This window comes from Sphingobium sp. ZW T5_29 (genome assembly GCF_044987515.1).
Lineage (GTDB): Bacteria > Pseudomonadota > Alphaproteobacteria > Sphingomonadales > Sphingomonadaceae > Sphingobium.
This window is the reverse complement of the sequence record NZ_JBJDRM010000010.1, coordinates 108,023-124,348: the sequence shown is the minus strand read 5'-3', so window position 1 is coordinate 124,348 and position 16,326 is coordinate 108,023. Positions and strand designations below refer to the sequence as shown.

At 61.2% G+C, this 16,326-nt stretch carries 18 protein-coding genes; 17 read left to right on the top strand and 1 reads right to left on the bottom strand.

From position 1 onward, the window contains the following. Positions 1-38 precede the first annotated feature (38 nt). Both ACI3KQ_RS10450 and ACI3KQ_RS10445 read left to right on the top strand, forming a co-directional pair. Positions 39-1,241, top strand: a complete 1,203-nt coding sequence (locus tag ACI3KQ_RS10450) for a phosphoglycerate kinase (protein ID WP_404957327.1) — start codon at positions 39-41, stop codon at positions 1,239-1,241. A 93-nt stretch (positions 1,242-1,334) separates the two neighbouring features. Then, positions 1,335-2,231, top strand: coding sequence for a fructose bisphosphate aldolase (locus ACI3KQ_RS10445; RefSeq protein WP_404957423.1), 897 nt, complete (start codon positions 1,335-1,337; stop codon positions 2,229-2,231). 44 nt (positions 2,232-2,275) lie between these two features. Here the strand turns inward: ACI3KQ_RS10445 and ACI3KQ_RS10440 are convergent, their stop codons facing one another. Beyond that, a complete protein-coding gene (locus tag ACI3KQ_RS10440; protein WP_404957325.1) occupies positions 2,276-2,605 on the bottom strand; it encodes a hypothetical protein in 330 nt (109 codons plus the stop codon). A 128-nt stretch (positions 2,606-2,733) separates the two neighbouring features. Here ACI3KQ_RS10440 and thiE point away from each other — a divergent pair, with 128 nt between their 5' ends. The 15 genes from thiE (at position 2,734) to nuoI (ending at position 16,300) form a co-directional block, all read left to right on the top strand. Beyond that, positions 2,734-3,426 carry a thiamine phosphate synthase gene (gene thiE / locus ACI3KQ_RS10435; protein ID WP_404957324.1) on the top strand — a complete coding sequence of 231 codons (693 nt, stop codon included), beginning with the start codon at positions 2,734-2,736 and terminating at the stop codon, positions 3,424-3,426. A gap of 96 nt (positions 3,427-3,522) precedes the next feature. Continuing rightward, positions 3,523-4,617: a L,D-transpeptidase gene (locus ACI3KQ_RS10430; RefSeq protein WP_404957322.1), complete on the top strand. Its 1,095-nt coding sequence runs from the start codon at positions 3,523-3,525 to the stop codon at positions 4,615-4,617. Continuing rightward, a complete protein-coding gene (locus ACI3KQ_RS10425) occupies positions 4,614-5,201 on the top strand; it encodes a M23 family metallopeptidase (RefSeq protein WP_404957320.1) in 588 nt (195 codons plus the stop codon). The genes ACI3KQ_RS10430 and ACI3KQ_RS10425 overlap by 4 nt, the downstream gene beginning before the upstream one ends. A 95-nt stretch (positions 5,202-5,296) precedes the next feature. Beyond that, a complete protein-coding gene (efp, locus tag ACI3KQ_RS10420; protein ID WP_404957318.1) occupies positions 5,297-5,860 on the top strand; it encodes an elongation factor P in 564 nt (187 codons plus the stop codon). Positions 5,861-6,015: 155 nt separating this feature from the next. Further along, on the top strand, positions 6,016-6,831 hold the full coding sequence (locus ACI3KQ_RS10415) for an inositol monophosphatase family protein (protein WP_404957316.1): 816 nt from the start codon (positions 6,016-6,018) through the stop codon (positions 6,829-6,831). Positions 6,832-6,955: 124 nt separating this feature from the next. Next, the gene (locus tag ACI3KQ_RS10410; RefSeq protein ID WP_404957314.1) at positions 6,956-7,330 is read left to right on the top strand and encodes an NADH-quinone oxidoreductase subunit A; all 375 of its coding nucleotides are present in this window, start codon (positions 6,956-6,958) and stop codon (positions 7,328-7,330) included. Further along, positions 7,321-7,875 carry an NADH-quinone oxidoreductase subunit B family protein gene (locus ACI3KQ_RS10405; RefSeq protein WP_167303694.1) on the top strand — a complete coding sequence of 185 codons (555 nt, stop codon included), beginning with the start codon at positions 7,321-7,323 and terminating at the stop codon, positions 7,873-7,875. The genes ACI3KQ_RS10410 and ACI3KQ_RS10405 overlap by 10 nt, the downstream gene beginning before the upstream one ends. Before the next feature lies 1 nt (position 7,876). After that, on the top strand, positions 7,877-8,713 hold the full coding sequence (locus tag ACI3KQ_RS10400; protein WP_404957312.1) for an NADH-quinone oxidoreductase subunit C: 837 nt from the start codon (positions 7,877-7,879) through the stop codon (positions 8,711-8,713). Further along, positions 8,710-9,948 carry an NADH-quinone oxidoreductase subunit D gene (locus tag ACI3KQ_RS10395; RefSeq protein WP_404957421.1) on the top strand — a complete coding sequence of 413 codons (1,239 nt, stop codon included), beginning with the start codon at positions 8,710-8,712 and terminating at the stop codon, positions 9,946-9,948. The genes ACI3KQ_RS10400 and ACI3KQ_RS10395 overlap by 4 nt, the downstream gene beginning before the upstream one ends. Beyond that, the gene (gene nuoE, locus ACI3KQ_RS10390) at positions 9,948-10,616 is read left to right on the top strand and encodes an NADH-quinone oxidoreductase subunit NuoE (RefSeq protein ID WP_404957310.1); all 669 of its coding nucleotides are present in this window, start codon (positions 9,948-9,950) and stop codon (positions 10,614-10,616) included. Before ACI3KQ_RS10395 ends, nuoE begins: the two co-directional genes overlap by 1 nt. A 109-nt stretch (positions 10,617-10,725) precedes the next feature. Further along, positions 10,726-12,036 (top strand): NADH-quinone oxidoreductase subunit NuoF, encoded by a 1,311-nt coding sequence (gene nuoF, locus ACI3KQ_RS10385; protein WP_404957308.1) that lies wholly within the window; start codon positions 10,726-10,728, stop codon positions 12,034-12,036. After that, positions 12,033-12,773 (top strand): hypothetical protein, encoded by a 741-nt coding sequence (locus ACI3KQ_RS10380; RefSeq protein WP_404957306.1) that lies wholly within the window; start codon positions 12,033-12,035, stop codon positions 12,771-12,773. The genes nuoF and ACI3KQ_RS10380 overlap by 4 nt, the downstream gene beginning before the upstream one ends. Continuing rightward, positions 12,766-14,772, top strand: a complete 2,007-nt coding sequence (gene nuoG, locus ACI3KQ_RS10375; RefSeq protein ID WP_404957304.1) for an NADH-quinone oxidoreductase subunit NuoG — start codon at positions 12,766-12,768, stop codon at positions 14,770-14,772. The genes ACI3KQ_RS10380 and nuoG overlap by 8 nt, the downstream gene beginning before the upstream one ends. Beyond that, entirely contained in the window at positions 14,769-15,818 is a 1,050-nt protein-coding gene (nuoH, locus tag ACI3KQ_RS10370) for an NADH-quinone oxidoreductase subunit NuoH (RefSeq protein WP_404957303.1), read from the top strand. The genes nuoG and nuoH overlap by 4 nt, the downstream gene beginning before the upstream one ends. Next, the gene (gene nuoI / locus ACI3KQ_RS10365) at positions 15,815-16,300 is read left to right on the top strand and encodes an NADH-quinone oxidoreductase subunit NuoI (protein WP_404957301.1); all 486 of its coding nucleotides are present in this window, start codon (positions 15,815-15,817) and stop codon (positions 16,298-16,300) included. Before nuoH ends, nuoI begins: the two co-directional genes overlap by 4 nt. Positions 16,301-16,326 lie beyond the last annotated feature (26 nt).

The window sequence follows — 16,326 nt, the reverse complement described above, 5'->3', positions numbered from 1 at the left end:
TCATTCACTACCCAATCAGCGCGCGACAGGGACCGATCATGGCAAAGCCGTTCAAGACACTCGACGACATGGGGGACATCACCGGCAAGGTGGTGCTGGTGCGTGAGGATCTGAACGTGCCGATGCAGGACGGATCGGTGAGCGACGACACACGCCTGCGGGCGGCGATGCCGACGGTCCTGGAACTGGCGGATCGCGGCGCGAAGGTATTGATCCTGGCGCATTTCGGACGGCCAAAGGGACAGAAGAACCCCGAATATTCGCTCTCCAAAATCACCCGCCCGCTGACGCAGGTGCTGGGCCGCGATGTGCAGTTCATCCCCGATTGCTGCGGCGAAGCGGCGGTCGACGGCATAGCCGTGATGCGTCCGGGCGACATTTCCATCCTGGAAAACACCCGCTTCCACCCCGGCGAGGAAAAAAATGATCCGGCGCTGGCGGAAGCCATGGCCGCGATCGGCGACCTTTATGTAAACGACGCTTTCTCCGCCGCGCATCGCGCCCATGCCTCGACCGAAGGTCTGGCGCACAAGCTGCCTGCCTTTGCGGGCCGTTCCATGGAAAAGGAACTGGATGCGCTGCAGGCTGCGCTGGGCGAGCCGGTGAAGCCGGTTGCGGCGGTCGTCGGCGGGGCCAAGGTTTCGACCAAGCTCGATGTGCTGAACAACCTCGTCGCCAAGGTCGATCATCTGATCATCGGCGGCGGCATGGCCAACACCTTCCTCCACGCGCGCGGCGTCGATGTCGGCAAATCGCTGTGCGAGAAGGATTTGGCCGAGACAGCCGAGGCGATCTTCGACAAGGCCGAGGCTGCGGGCTGCACCATCCACTTGCCCTACGACGTGGTGGTGGCGAAGGAGTTTGCCGCCAATCCTCCCTCCGTCCGCACATGCAACGTGCATGAAGTCGCCGCCGACGAAATGATCCTGGACGTCGGCCCAGCCGCTGTGGAAGCGCTGGGTGACGCGCTCAAGAACTGCCGCACGCTGGTATGGAACGGCCCGCTGGGCGCGTTCGAAATCGCGCCGTTCGACAAGGCGACAGTGGCGCTCGCAAAGACGGCGGCGGCGCTGACCAAGGAAGGTGGCCTGACGTCCGTGGCCGGTGGCGGCGACACCGTCGCGGCGCTCAACCATGCGGGCGTGGCGAGCGACTTCACTTTCGTCTCCACGGCAGGGGGCGCCTTCCTCGAATGGATGGAAGGCAAGGACCTGCCGGGCGTCAGCGCATTGATGGTGTGAACTTCGGGCCGCCATCCCCAAAAATGGCGACCTCTTTCAAATTTCGAAGCCGCCGATGGGGCGGCGCAAACCCAACAGAGAAGGTATGTGCAGATGCTGGATCAGGATATGATGAACAAGATTGCGGGCGGCAACGGCTTTATCGCCGCGCTCGACCAGAGCGGCGGTTCGACGCCGAAGGCGCTCAAGGGCTATGGCATTGAAGACGGTGCGTGGAGCAATGATGAGGAGATGTTCGGCCTCATCCACGACATGCGCAGCCGTATCATCACCTCGCCCTGCTTCAGCGGCGAAAAGGTGATCGGCGCGATCCTGTTCGAACGGACCATGGACGGTCAGGCGGGCGGCAAGTCCGTGCCGCAGGCGCTGATCGAGCGTGGCGTCGTGCCCTTCATCAAGATCGACAAGGGCCTGGAAGATGAAGCGAACGGCGTTCAGCTGATGAAGCCCATGCCGGAACTGGATACGCTGCTCAAGCGCGCCAAGTCGCTCGGCGTGTTCGGGACCAAGGAGCGTTCGGTTATCAATCTCGCCAACCGCGAGGGTATTGCCGCCATCGTCAAGCAGCAGTTCGAGGTTGGCGCGCAGGTGCTTGCCGCAGGGTTGATGCCGATGCTGGAGCCGGAAATCAACATCAAGAGCGCCGAGCGCGCCGATTGCGACCAGATCCTGCTCGAAGAACTGCTGAAGGCGCTCGATGCGCTGCCGGGCGATGACAAGGTGATGTTGAAACTGTCACTCCCCACCAAGGCCGGGCTGTTCGATCCGCTGGTCGACCATCCGCGCGTGTTGCGCGTCGTGGCCCTGTCGGGCGGCTTCTCCCGCGCCGAAGCCTGTGTTGAGCTGGCCAGGAATCGCGGCATCATCGCCAGCTTCAGCCGCGCGCTGCTGAACGATCTGCGTCACCAGATGAACGATGATGAGTTCAACGCCTCGCTCGGTCAGGCGATTGGCGAAATCTACACCGCCTCCACGAACAAGGCGGCGTAAGCCATGGGTTAGTGACGGCAGGAGAGGCGACCTTAAGCGCCTTTCTATGCCGTCACCGATTCCTTGTGCAGCCAGTCCAGCGCTTCCGCGCGAGAGTCGAACAAGGCAGCATTGGCGCGGCTGAGCGCACGCTGGGCCTGCATACGCGCGAGCGAACTGGGGCGGACCAGCGCCACTCGACGGGGACTGCAGGACGTGGTCGTTATATTATGCTGGAAAGCCGCGACGACGTCCTGCGCCTGGATGTCGCATTGCGTGGTATCGACCAGAATGTCGAATTCCCCACCGCCCATGCTTTCCACGATCGCTATTTTCTTGCGTTCGTAATCGGCGACGTCCTCAAGAGACAGAAAGCCTGAGAATTCGGCGATCACCAATCGCCGAAAAGGGAGTGACGAAATCTGAAGCATCACAGCTTCATGAATTATTGCGATGAAGAAATGATTAAATGGGCATGGCTCCGTCGCTCGACAAATATGCCCAGCTTTCCTAATCCGTCATCATGACCGACTTTACCGACGAAGAGCTGGCGCTCGATCCCCATTTTGCCGAGCAGTTTGAAAAGGGATTTCGACCGCCCTGCCAGCTGTACCTCATCTCGCCGCCTGTGATCGGCGACGGCTTTGTGCAGCAGTTGGCCGATGCGTTGGACGGCGGCAAGGTTGCAGCGTTTCAGCTGCGGCTGAAGGGCGTCGATGAAGATGCGATCGCCCGCGCCGCCGAACCCCTCCAAAAACTGTGCGCAGATCGGGAGGTCGCCTTCATCATCAACGACAGCGTCGCGCTGGCGCAGCGGCTGGGCGCTGACGGCGTGCATCTGGGTCAGGGCGATGGCGACCCACGTGATGCACGCAAGATACTGGGGCCTAAGGTGCAGATCGGCGTCACCTGCCATGACAGCCGCCACCTCGCGATGGAAGCGGGAGAGGCCGGGGCGGACTATGTCGCGTTCGGGGCGTTCTATCCGACCACGACCAAGGATACGCACCACCGTCCCGAACCGTCTATCCTGGGCTGGTGGACCACGCTGTTCGAACTTCCCTGCGTCGCGGTCGGCGGGATCACGGCGGACAATGCCGCACCGCTGGTCGCAGCGGGCGCGGACTTCCTCGCCGTGAGCGGAGCGGTGTGGAACCATCCTGAGGGCCCCAAAGCAAGTGTCGCTGCCTTTGCAAAGATTCTGGGCGCAGACTGAAGGAAACCAGCACCGGCTACCATGGCCGACGCACGACATAGGCAGCTTTCTTCTCCTCCGCGCGTTTCTCCTCCCGAACTTAGGGAGAGTATCGCCTTGAAAATCCATCTGCTCGCGCTCACGCTGCTTTGCACCGCTTGCAAGGTGTCCGTCACCGACGCCAACGAAAGCGCGCCTTCTCCGCAGGGCAATGCCGCGCAAACCCCCGCACAGCAGGCGCAGGCCGGGGGTGATCCCTATGCCTTCACCATCGTTCCTGAGCCTCAGGGCGCTCCGGCCCGCGTGGAAGCGATATTGCAAGCGCAAGTGGCGCTAGATCGCGCAGGCTTCTCCCCCGGCGTCATCGATGGAAAGGAAGGCATGTCCTTCACCGCCGCCCTGCGCGGGTTCCAGCAGTCGCGGGGACTGCCCGAATCCGGTAAATATGACGATGCCACGGCAAAGGCTCTCTTGGGCAGCGCTCCGCCACCTGCCACCTGGCTGGTGAAAATTCCGGACGGCTTTGCGCGCGGGCCGTTCGTGGATGTTCCCAAGGATCTGGGTGAACAGGCGAAGCTGCCCTTCATCGGCTATCGCAACCTGCTGGAAAAGCTGGCGGAGCGCTTCCATACCAAAGCGGAAGTGCTGGTCGCCCTGAATGCGCCCAATACGAAGGTCGGACCGGGCGCGACCATCCGCGTTCCTGCTATCGGCAACCAGCCAGTCGCCAAAATCGACGGCGATGAGCGTGGCTGGGGCGCTACACTTGCCAGCCTGGCGGTGGCAAAGGAACAGCCGCAGGCCGATCATATCATCGTGGACAAATCCGAAGGCGTGTTGCGAGTGTTCGATGCGCAGGACAAGTTGATGGCCCAATTCCCCGCCACCATGGGGTCGCAACATGATCCGCTGCCGATCGGGACGTGGGAAATAAAGGGCGTCAGCCGCAATCCCGACTTCCACTATAACCCCGACCTGTTCTGGGATGCCGACGCAAAGGATGAAAAAGCGCTCTTGAAACCAGGCCCCAACGGCCCGGTCGGGGTCGTGTGGATCGACCTGTCGAAACCCCATTATGGCATCCATGGCACGCCTGAACCCCGGACGATTGGCCGCACCGAAAGCCATGGCTGCATCCGCCTGACCAATTGGGATGCGGCGCGACTGGCGCAGATGGTCAAGACCGGGGTGAAGGCGATATTCCAGGCATGATCCGACCGGGGCGGCGGCGCTGGGCTGGCTTGGCGCTCGCCATCCTGCTGTTGCTCCTGTTCCTGCGGATGTGCGTGCGGATCGTGCCTCGCGATGCGCCTATGAACAACGACGTTCCGCCGAACATAGCGCCGTCGACCGAAGCCGGGTCGCTGCTCATCCCGGTGGAGGGCATTTCTGCTGCCGCCCTGTCCGATACCTTTACCCAATCCCGCGCGGGCGGCGCACGGCCCCACGATGCCATCGACATCATGGCGGATCAGGGCAGGGCGGTGGTCGCCGCAGCCGATGGTCGCATTGAAAAGCTCTTTTCCAGCGTCGATGGCGGGCTGACCATTTACCAACGGTCCAGCGACGGTCAGCGCATTTACTATTATGCGCATCTGGACGCCTATGCGCAGGGCTTATCCCAAGGACAGCAGGTGCGCCGCGGGCAGAAAATCGCCACGGTAGGCAGCAGCGGCAACGCCGATCCGGTAGCGCCGCACCTGCACTTTGCCGTGCATCGGCTACAGCCCGGCGAACCTTGGCATGGCGGGCGTCCGATCAATCCCTATCCGTTGCTGGCGGAACCGCTTCCTTGACCCCACTTGCCCTTCGCGGCGGCACGATGTAGAGGCGCGGCCAGCCTTCTAAAGGCCGGCTCTTTTCACCTCAGACATATAGGCAGGCTCTTCCCATGAAGATCAGCGGCGTCGAGATTCGTCCCGGCAACAATATCGAATATGACGGAAGCCTGTGGCGTGCCGTCAAGATCCAGCACACCCAGCCCGGCAAGGGCGGCGCCTATATGCAGGTTGAGCTGAAAAATCTGATCGACGGGCGCAAGAACAACGTCCGTTTCCGCTCGGCTGAAACGGTGGAGCGCATCCGCCTCGACACCAAGGATTTCCAATATCTCTATGCCGAAGGCGACATGCTCGTCTTCATGGACACGGAAACCTATGAACAGATCAACCTGCCGCTGGACCTGGTCGGCGACGCTTCGGCCTTTCTGCAGGATGGCATGATGGTCATGCTCGAAATGTATGACGAACGCCCGATTTCCGTCCAGCTGCCCGAAACGGTTGAAGCGACCGTTGTCGAAGCGGACGCCGTCGTGAAGGGCCAGACCGCATCGGCAAGCTACAAGCCCGCGATCCTGGACAATGGCGTGCGCGTCATGGTGCCGCCGCACATCGTGTCCGGCACCCGCATCGTCGTCGATGTGTATGAGCGGGAATATGTGAAGCGGGCAGACTGACCTGTTAATAAGTTCCCCTCCCGCAGGTGGGAGGGGTTAGGGGTGGGCGCGAGCGTCAGCGAGCCTTCGGCCTGTTCCAAATCATTGCAAGCGATTGCTGCGCAATCGTGCCACCCCCGGCCCCTCCCGCCTGCGGGAGGGGGGAGATAGAGTAAATGGTATCCCATTCCGGCCTTCTCACCGTCATGGAGCGCGCCGCCCGCAAGGCTGGCTCGAAACTGCGCCGCGACTTTGGCGAAGTCGAACATCTGCAGGTGTCTCGCAAGGGACCGGCGGATTTCGTGTCCAAGGCCGACCAGCAGGCGGAACGGACCCTGGTCGAAGAATTGCAGAAGGCGCGGCCGGACTGGGGCTTTCTGTTGGAAGAAGGCGGCGTGATCGAAGGCGATCCCAACAAGCCGCGCTGGATCATCGACCCGCTCGATGGCACCAGCAACTTCCTGCACGGCATTCCGCATTTCGCGATCTCCATCGCGGTGGAAGAACCGCTATACGGCGCTCAGAAGCGGGAGGTCACGACCGGCCTGATCTATCAGCCGTTCACCGATGAAAGCTATTGGGCGGAAAAGAACCGGGGCGCGTGGCGTCACGACCAGCGGCTGCGCGTGTCGGCTCGCCGGGACTTGGGCGACTGCCTCATAGCGACTGGAATCCCCTTCATGGGGCATGGCGATTTCGCGCAGTGGACCCGCATCTTCGGCGCGGTCGCGCCTTCGGTGGCGGGCATCCGGCGGTTCGGTGCGGCGTCGCTCGACCTCGCCCATGTCGCGTCGGGCCGCTATGATGGCTTCTGGGAAAGCGGGCTTCAGCCCTGGGACGTCGCCGCCGGGCTGTTGCTGGTGCGCGAAGCGGGCGGCTTTGCCACGGACTTCAGGGGTGGGGACCAGCCGATCGAACGCCGCGAAGTGATCGCTGGCAATGACGCCATCCATAGCAAATTGCACAAACTTGTGGCTGGAGCGCTGCGCTGATCTCCAAATTGTTGCTGCGTTCAAGAAGCAAAGTTTTGCGAATCATTCTCATGCTTCCGGGCCTTGCTTCGCTTATGCGGCAGGCCTAAAGCGCGCCCATAGCCATCTCGCCCAGGGGATTTCGTTGGTCGATCTAGCCCAATATCTGCCGATCCTGATTTTCCTCGGGATCGCCTTGCTGCTTTCGGGTGCATTCGTGTTCCTGCCGATGCTGGTTGGTCGCCTGACGGGCGCGCACAAGCCTGATCCGGCCAAGCTCAGCGAATATGAATGCGGTTTCCCGGCCTTTGAAGAACCGCGCAGTCAGTTCGACGTGCGCTTCTATCTCGTCGCGATCCTGTTCATCATCTTCGATCTGGAAGCGGCGTTCCTCTTCCCCTGGGCGGTCAGCCTTGACCAGATCGGCTGGGCGGGCTGGGCGACCATGATGATCTTCATAGCGGAACTGGTGCTTGGCCTCGTCTATGCGTGGAAGAAGGGAGCCCTCGATTGGGAGTAGAACTTGACCGTCCCATCCCCGGCACCCTGCCGCCGGTGGGAACGCAGCCCGACCAGAATTTCTTCAACGCGCTGAACGGCGAAGTCAGTGACAAGGGTTTCCTGGTCACATCGACTGAGGAACTGTTCCAGTGGGCGCGCACAGGCTCGCTCTGGTGGATGACCTTTGGTCTCGCCTGCTGCGCTGTGGAGATGATCCACGCGAACATGCCGCGTTACGACATGGAACGCTTCGGCGCCGCGCCACGCGCTTCTCCGCGCCAGTCGGACGTGATGATCGTCGCTGGCACGCTCTGCAACAAGATGGCGCCTGCGCTCCGCAAGGTCTACGACCAGATGTCGGAACCGAAATATGTCATCTCCATGGGCTCCTGCGCCAATGGCGGCGGCTATTATCATTACAGCTATTCGGTCGTGCGCGGCTGTGACCGGATCGTGCCGGTCGACATCTATGTGCCCGGCTGTCCGCCGACCGCCGAAGCATTGCTGTATGGCGTGATGCAATTGCAGCGGAAGATCCGCCGGATCGGGACGATTGAGCGCTGATATGGGTCATTCTGCACCGAAGATCGTAACGGCCCCCGGCCTGGCGGAAGAAATCGCCGCCATTCTGGGTCCCATGCTGATCGAAACCGTCGATCATGCCGACGAACTGAGCTTCACGGTCGTTCGCGAACAGCTGGCCGACGCCTTGCTGCTGCTGCGCGATCAGGCGCATTATCAGCAGTTGATGGAGATTGCGGGCGTCGATTATCCCGACCGGCCCGAACGCTTTGAGGTCTGCTATCACCTGCTGTCCCTCACGCGGAACCACCGCATCCGGGTGAAGGTGTCGACCGACGAAGATACGCCGGTTCCCACCGTCACGCACATCTGGCCGGTCGCTGGCTGGCTGGAACGCGAAGTGTTCGACATGTACGGCGTGATCTTCGCGGGCAACCAGGACCTGCGCCGCATCCTGACGGACTATGGGTTCAAGGGGCATCCGCAGCGCAAGGACTTCCCGCTGACCGGCTATGTCGAAATGTGGTACAGCGAAGAAGACAAGCGCGTGGTCTACAAGCCCGTTCGCCTGGCGCAGGATTTCCGCAGCTTCGACTTCATGAGTCCGTGGGAAGGCGCGCAATATGTGCTGCCCGGTGATGAAAAGGCGCCCCAGGCGCCCGGCGCGCCGTCTCCCGTCCCGGCGCCCCCGCCGCCGCCCGCTGCGCCCAAGGGCCAGCCTGCCGGCGCGACGCCCAAGGTGACGGAAAAGTCCGAAGACACGGGCGCAGGTGAGCCGGCCAACAGCAAGGGCGCGGAAAAGTCGCCCAACGCCCCGGTCAAGCCCGAACAGCATACTGACGAAGGCAAAGGTGCCGCCAAGCCCGAGGACAAAGCCTGATGTCCACCTATCTCGACGAACTTGAGCACAAGACCAGCGTGGACGATCCCACGCTGGGCGATACGCAGATTCAGAATTACACGATCAACTTCGGGCCTCAGCACCCTGCGGCGCACGGCGTTCTGCGCCTTGTCATGGAACTGGACGGCGAAATCGTCGAACGCTGCGACCCGCATGTCGGGCTGCTGCATCGCGGCACCGAAAAGCTGATCGAGCACAAGACCTACCTTCAGGCGCTGCCCTATTTCGACCGGCTCGACTATTGCTCGCCGCTCAGCATGGAGCACAGCTATGTGCTGGCGATCGAAAAGCTGCTGAATCTGGAAGTGCCGATCCGCGCGCAATATCTGCGCGTGTTTTTTGCCGAACTGACCCGCATCAGCAATCATATGCTGAACCTTGGCAGCCATGTCATGGACGTTGGCGCCATGACGCCCAATCTGTGGCTGTTCGAAATTCGCGAAGACTGCATGAATTTCTATGAGCGGGCTTCGGGCGCGCGCATGCATGCGGCATGGTTCCGTCCCGGCGGCGTGCATCAGGACGTGCCGCTCAAATTGCTGACCGATATCGCCGACTGGCTCGACACGCGCCTGCCGCGCCTGTTCGAAGACGCGATCAGCCTTGTCGCGGACAATCGCATTTTCAAGCAGCGCAACGTCGATATCGCCGTGGTTTCGAAGGAAGACGCGCTGAAATGGGGCTTTTCGGGTCCCATGATCCGTGGGTCCGGCATCCCCTGGGACATCCGCAAGTCGCAGCCCTATGATGTCTACGACCGCATGGAATTCGACGTGCCCGTCGGCACCAACTTCGACTGCTATGACCGCTTCATGGTCCGCGTCGAAGAAGTGCGCCAGTCCGCCCGCATCATGAAGCAGTGCCTGCAACAGATGCCCGAAGGACCGGTCGCCAGTTTCGACCGCAAGGTGGTGCCGCCCAAGCGCGGCGAAATGAAGCGTTCGATGGAAGCGCTGATCCACCACTTCAAACTTTATACCGAAGGCTTCCACGTGCCCGCAGGTGAAGTCTATGTGGCAACCGAAAGCCCCAAGGGCGAATTCGGCGTCTATCTGGTCGCGGACGGCAGCAACAAACCCTATCGCTGCAAAATCCGCCCGACCGCCTTCTCGCACCTGCAGGCAATGGATTTCATGATGAAGGGCCACATGCTGGCCGACACCACCGCCGTCCTTGGCGCGATGGACATCGTGTTCGGAGAATGTGACCGCTAATGGCTGACGCAGTTCATATCCCTGACGAAGCGGAAACGCGCGCGCGCTGGGGCGCGTTCGCCTGGACCGCCGAAAATGCCGAGCAGGCGAAGAAGGTGATCGCCCGCTACCCCGCCGGGCGTCAGCAGTCGGCGGTGATGCCGCTGCTCGACCTTGCCCAGCGTCAGGTGGGGGCGGAAACGCAGACCAATGGCTGGCTGCCGGTGCCGGTGATGGAATATATCGCCGACCAGCTCGATATGCCTTATATGCGGGTTTACGAGGTCGCGACCTTCTACACCATGTATAACCTCGCGCCGGTGGGCCGCTACCATGTGCAGGTTTGCGGCACGACGCCATGCATGCTGCGCGGTTCGGACGATGTCTTTTCAGCCTGCAAGAACAAGGGTCTGGTGAAGGGCGGCACGACCCCCGACGGCCTGTTCACGCTGAGCGAAGTCGAATGTCTGGGTGCCTGCGCCAACGCGCCGATGGTCCAGATCAACGACGATAATTTCGAAGACCTGACCTATGACAGCATGAGCGCCATCCTCGACGATCTCGCCGCTGGAAAGCAGCCCAAGATCGGGCCGCAGATTGACCGTCAGACCAGCTGCCCCGAAGGCGGCCCGACCACGCTCAAGGAGATGGTCGGCGAAAATCACGATTATCGGGGGAAGTGGGCGTAATGGCTTATCCCTATTCCGTCACCCCAGCGCAGGCTGGGGTCTCCATCCTCAGCGCGCGCACGCCTGAGATGCCAACTTTCGCTGGCATGACGAATGCTGGAGGCCGCGCATGAGCGACGTCATCGCACCCCTTGCCGACAAGGACCGGATTTTCACCAACGTCTATGGCTTCCAGGATTGGGGCATAGACGCTGCATGCAAGCGCGGCGATTGGGACAATACCAAGGCGCTGCTGGAGATCGGCCAGGACGAGATCATCGATCGCATCAAGGCGTCCGGCCTGCGTGGCCGTGGCGGCGCTGGCTTCCCGACCGGCATGAAGTGGAGCTTCATGCCCAAGGAAAGCAAGGATGGCCGTCCGAGCTTCCTGGTTATCAATGCGGACGAGTCCGAACCCGGTTCGTGCAAGGATCGCGAAATCATCCGCCACGATCCGCACAAGCTGATCGAAGGCGCGCTGATCGCCGGTTTCGCGATGCGCGCGCGCGCCGCCTATATCTATATTCGCGGCGAATTCATCTATGAGGCCAAGGTCCTTTTCGCCGCCGTCGAGCAGGCCTATGAAAAGGGCTTCCTTGGCAAGAACGCATGTGGTTCCGGTTATGATTTCGACGTCTTCGTCCATCGCGGCGCTGGCGCTTATATCTGCGGCGAAGAAACCGCGCAGATCGAAAGCCTGGAAGGCAAGAAGGGCCAGCCACGCCTGAAGCCGCCTTTCCCGGCAGGCGCGGGCCTCTATGGCTGCCCGACCACGGTCAACAATGTGGAATCCATCGCAGTCGCCCCGACGATCCTGCGGCGCGGGTCCGAATGGTTCTCCAGCTTCGGTCGGGAAGGGAACAAGGGCACGAAGCTGTTCCAGATCAGCGGTCATGTGAACAAGCCATGCGTCGTCGAAGAATCAATGGGCATCAGCTTCAAGGAACTGATCGACCGGCATTGCGGCGGCATTCGCGGCGGCTGGGACAATCTGCTGGCGGTGATCCCCGGCGGTTCGTCGGTCCCGCTCGTCCCTGCGGCGCAGATCATGGACGCGCCTATGGACTTTGACGGCCTCAAGGGCGTCGGCTCGGGCCTCGGCACCGCCGCCGTCATCGTCATGGACAAGTCGACCGACATCGTCCGCGCAATCAGCCGTCTCTCTTATTTCTACAAGCATGAAAGCTGCGGCCAGTGCACCCCCTGCCGCGAAGGCACCGGCTGGATGTGGCGCGTCATGGAACGCCTTCGCTCAGGCGATGCGGACATTGGCGAAATCGACATGCTCCAGCAGGTGACGAAACAGGTCGAAGGCCACACCATCTGCGCGCTCGGCGACGCGGCGGCCTGGCCGATCCAGGGCCTGATCCGGCACTTCCGCCCTGAAATCGAGCGGCGGATCAACGAGCGCGGCGCGCCTGTGATGGAGGCGGCGGAGTGACTAAGGCTTGGGTAGTCCTTTGTTGTTTCGCCATGATGCTGCAAAGCACGTCGGCGCTGGCGGAAAGTTCTGGTGTTCCCGAGGTTTCGGTCAAGCTGGACCAAAAGGCGGCTGCAGTAGCGGCGTGGGATTTCGCTCGGTGCGCGGTTAGAAAGCGGCCTGAAGAAGTACGCGCTATTTTAAAGGTTAAGTTGGAGACAGCGGATCCAGAAGGCGATGCAAAAGCGCGTATACTGCTACTTCAGAAATTGGCTAAACGGCGGGGTGACTGCCTTGCGCCGGGAGACAGTCTCAAATCTGGGCCACAGCTGTTTTATGATTTTCTCGGCGGTGCATCATTCCTGATGAAATATGCTGATCGGCCCCTTCCAGACTACTCGGAGGGGGAAAAAGTGGTTACAATCGACGATGTTAAGAATGCCCCTGCAGGAGTGAAGCGCACGGACATGGTGTTTCGTGTCTTCGGGGAGTGCGTCTTTCGTCTCAATCCCGATGGCGTGAAGACGCTAATCATGTCTCGCCCTTTTTCCCAACAAGAAGATGCGGCGTTCGCTCAAATTCAAGCTGTTATGGGTGAGTGTATTCCTTTTCAGGAAGGGATGCAGGCGAAGCTTTCGAAGCTTCTGGTGCGTGAATATTTATCCATGGCCGCATATCTTGTTGATGAATTCTACGAATTGTCGAAGAAGAAGCGGGCCGAGACAGTGACAGATAAACAAGGGCTACTTTATGCCTAAAGTCAAAGTAGACGGCGTAGAACTCGAAGTCCCGGCGGGCGCGACTGTCCTGCAGGCTTGCGAGATGGCGGGGAAGGAAATTCCGCGCTTCTGCTATCATGAGCGGCTGAGCATCGCGGGCAATTGCCGCATGTGCCTGGTCGAAGTGAAGCCCGGACCGCCCAAGCCGCAGGCAAGCTGCGCGCTCCCGGCTGCCGACAATCAGGAAATTTTCACCCAGACCGAAATGGTGAAGAAGGCGCGGGAAGGGGTGATGGAATTTCTCCTCATCAACCATCCGCTCGACTGCCCGATCTGCGACCAGGGCGGTGAATGCGACCTGCAGGATCAGTCCGTTGCCTATGGCAAGGGCAGCAGCCGCTACGACGAGAATAAGCGCGCCGTCACCGAAAAATATATGGGTCCCATCGTCAAGACGGTCATGACCCGCTGCATCCAGTGCACCCGTTGCGTGCGCTTTGCCGAGGAAGTCGCGGGCGTGCCGGAAATCGGCGCCATCTATCGCGGCGAGAACATGCAGATCACCACCTATCTCGAACATGCCGCGAAAAGCGAGCTGTCGGGCAATGTGGTCGACCTGTGTCCCGTCGGCGCGCTGACGTCGAAACCCTACGCGTTCGAAGCGCGTCCTTGGGAACTTAAAAAGACCCACGCCATCGACGTCATGGACGCGGTCGGCACCAACATCCGTCTCGACAGCCGTGGCCGTCAGGTGCTTCGCGCCGTGCCGCGTATCAATGACGATGTGAACGAAGAGTGGGCGAGCGACAAGACCCGGCACAATGTCGATGGTCTGGTCCGCAAGCGGCTCGACAAGCCCTTCGTGCGCAAGAACGGCAAGCTGGTTGCCGCCACGTGGGAAGAAGCGTTCAAGGCGATCGCGGCTGTCCAGCATGGCGGCAGCGTCGCTGCGCTGGCGGGCGACCTGCTCGATTGCGAGACCATGTTCGCGGGCAAGGCGCTGGTCGAAAAGCTGGGCGGCACCATGCTCGAAGGGCGTCAGACCGGCCTTGCCTATGACGTGTCGAGCCTGTCGGCGGTGAATTTCAACACCACCCTGAACGGCATCGAAACGGCGGACGTGATCCTGCTGGTCGGCACCAACCTGCGCTGGGAAGCGCCGCTGGTGAACACCCGCATCCGCAAGGCGATCAAGAAGGGCGCGAAGATCTTTGCGGTCGGGCCGCAGGTCGATCTGACTTATAAGGTCGAATGGCTCGGCAATGACGCATCCTTGCTCGCCAATCTGCCGGAATCGGTTGTGGAAGCCTTCGGCAAGGCCGCCCGTCCGGCGATGATCGTGGGCGGCGGGGTGCTGGTGAAGGACGGCGCGCATGGCGACACGCTGGCGCTGGTCGAAACGCTGGGCCTCATCAAGGATGGCTGGAACGGCTATAACGTGCTGCACTTCGCGGCGGCGCGCATGGGCGGGCTGATGCTGGGCTATGCCGTCGATGGCGGTGTCAAGGCGGTGGCTGCTGCCAAGCCAAAGCTGCTCTTGTCGCTGGGCGCGGACGAGGTCGACTATTCGGCCTTCCCGGACAGCTTCAAGGTCTATGTCGGCCATCATGGCGACAAGGGCGCGCATGCCGCTGACGTGATCTTGCCGGGTGCCAGCTATGCTGAAAAGGCGGGCACCTACGTCAATCTGGAAGGCCGAGTGCAGCGCGGAGAAAAGGCCGTGTTCGCACCGGGCGACGCTCGCGAAGACTGGTCGATCCTGCGCGCGCTTTCCGAAATACTGGGCGCGACGCTGCCCTTCGACAATTTCCAGCAACTGCGCGCCGAAATGGCAAAGGCAGTTCCGGCGCTGGGCGTCGAGGGGCTGGCCCATTACGCCTGGTCGGTCCCCAAGCTGCCGACCGGCGCGAGCGGTGAGTTCGGATCGTCGATCAAGGATTTCTACCTGACCAACGCCATCTGCCGCGCCAGCCCGACGATGCAGCAATGCTCGGCCGAGCTGATCCACGGGCAGACCTATGCGGAGGCCGCAGAGTGACCGCATTCTTCCAAAATATGGGCATGCCATTCGATGGCGCCTGGCTGCTGTCCACGATCATCGGCATCCTGCTGATCGCCCTGCCGCTGATGTTGGCGGTGGCGATGATCATTTATGCCGACCGCAAGATCTGGGCCGCCATGGCCCTGCGCCGCGGTCCCAATGTCGTCGGTCCCTTCGGCCTGCTTCAGTCCTTCGCGGACGGGCTCAAGGTGTTCCTGCAGGAAACGATCATCCCGTCGGCTGCGAACAAGACGCTGTTCATCATCGCGCCGATCATCACCTTCACCGTCGCGCTGATGGCCTGGGCGGTGGTGCCGTTCGACGTGGGCGTGGTGCTGGCGGATATCAATGTCGGCCTGCTCTACATCCTCGCGATCAGTTCGCTGGGCGTCTATGGCATCGTGCTGGCGGGTTGGGCGTCCAACTCCAAATACCCCTTCTACTCCGCGATCCGCGCCAGCGCGCAGATGATCAGCTATGAAGTCTCGATCGGTTTCATCATCATCACCGTGGTCCTGTGGGCTGGCAGCTTCAACCTGACCGCCATCGTGGAAAGCCAAAAGGGCTATTACGGTTTTCTGAACGGCAACGGTTTCAATCCGCTGCTCTTCCCGATGGCGATCATGTTCCTGATTTCGGCCCTGGCGGAAACGGCGCGCGCGCCCTTCGACCTGACCGAAGCGGAATCCGAACTGGTTGCTGGCTATCAGACCGAATATTCGTCGATGGCTTTCGCGCTCTACTGGTTGGGCGAATATGCCAACGTCCTCCTGATGTGCGCGCTGAACGCCATCCTGTTCTGGGGCGGTTACCTGCCGCCGTTCGACTGGGCGCCGCTTTATTGGGTGCCGGGCATCATCTGGCTGTTCGCCAAGATCCTGTTCTTCTTCTTCGTCTTTTCCTGGATAAAGGCGACCGTGCCTCGCTACCGCTATGACCAGCTGATGCGGCTGGGCTGGAAGGTGTTTCTGCCAACCTCGCTCTTCTTCGTATTCCTGGTTTCGGGTTTCCTGATGTTTACGCGCTACGGAGGCGTGCAATGAGCCTCGGCTATTATGTCAAATCTTTCACCCTGTGGGAGTTTGTGAAGGCGCACGCGCTGACCTTGAAATATTTTTTCAAGGCCAAGGCGACGATCAACTACCCCTATGAAAAGAACCCGATTTCGCCGCGGTTCCGGGGTGAACATGCGCTGCGCCGCTATCCCAATGGCGAAGAACGCTGCATCGCGTGCAAGCTGTGCGAAGCGGTCTGCCCGGCGCAGGCGATCACCATCGAAGCGCAGCCGCGCGACGATGGCAGCCGCCGCACCACGCGCTACGACATCGACATGACCAAGTGCATCTATTGCGGTTTCTGCCAGGAAGCCTGCCCGGTCGATGCGATTGTCGAAGGTCCCAATTTCGAGTTTTCGACCGAAACCCGTGAGGAGCTTATCTACGACAAGGCCAAGCTCCTTGAAAATGGTGACAAGTGGGAGCGCGCTCTAGCCGCGAACCTTGCCGCCGATGCGCCCTACCGTTAAGCCGCGACCCGATCGAAGAGGATATA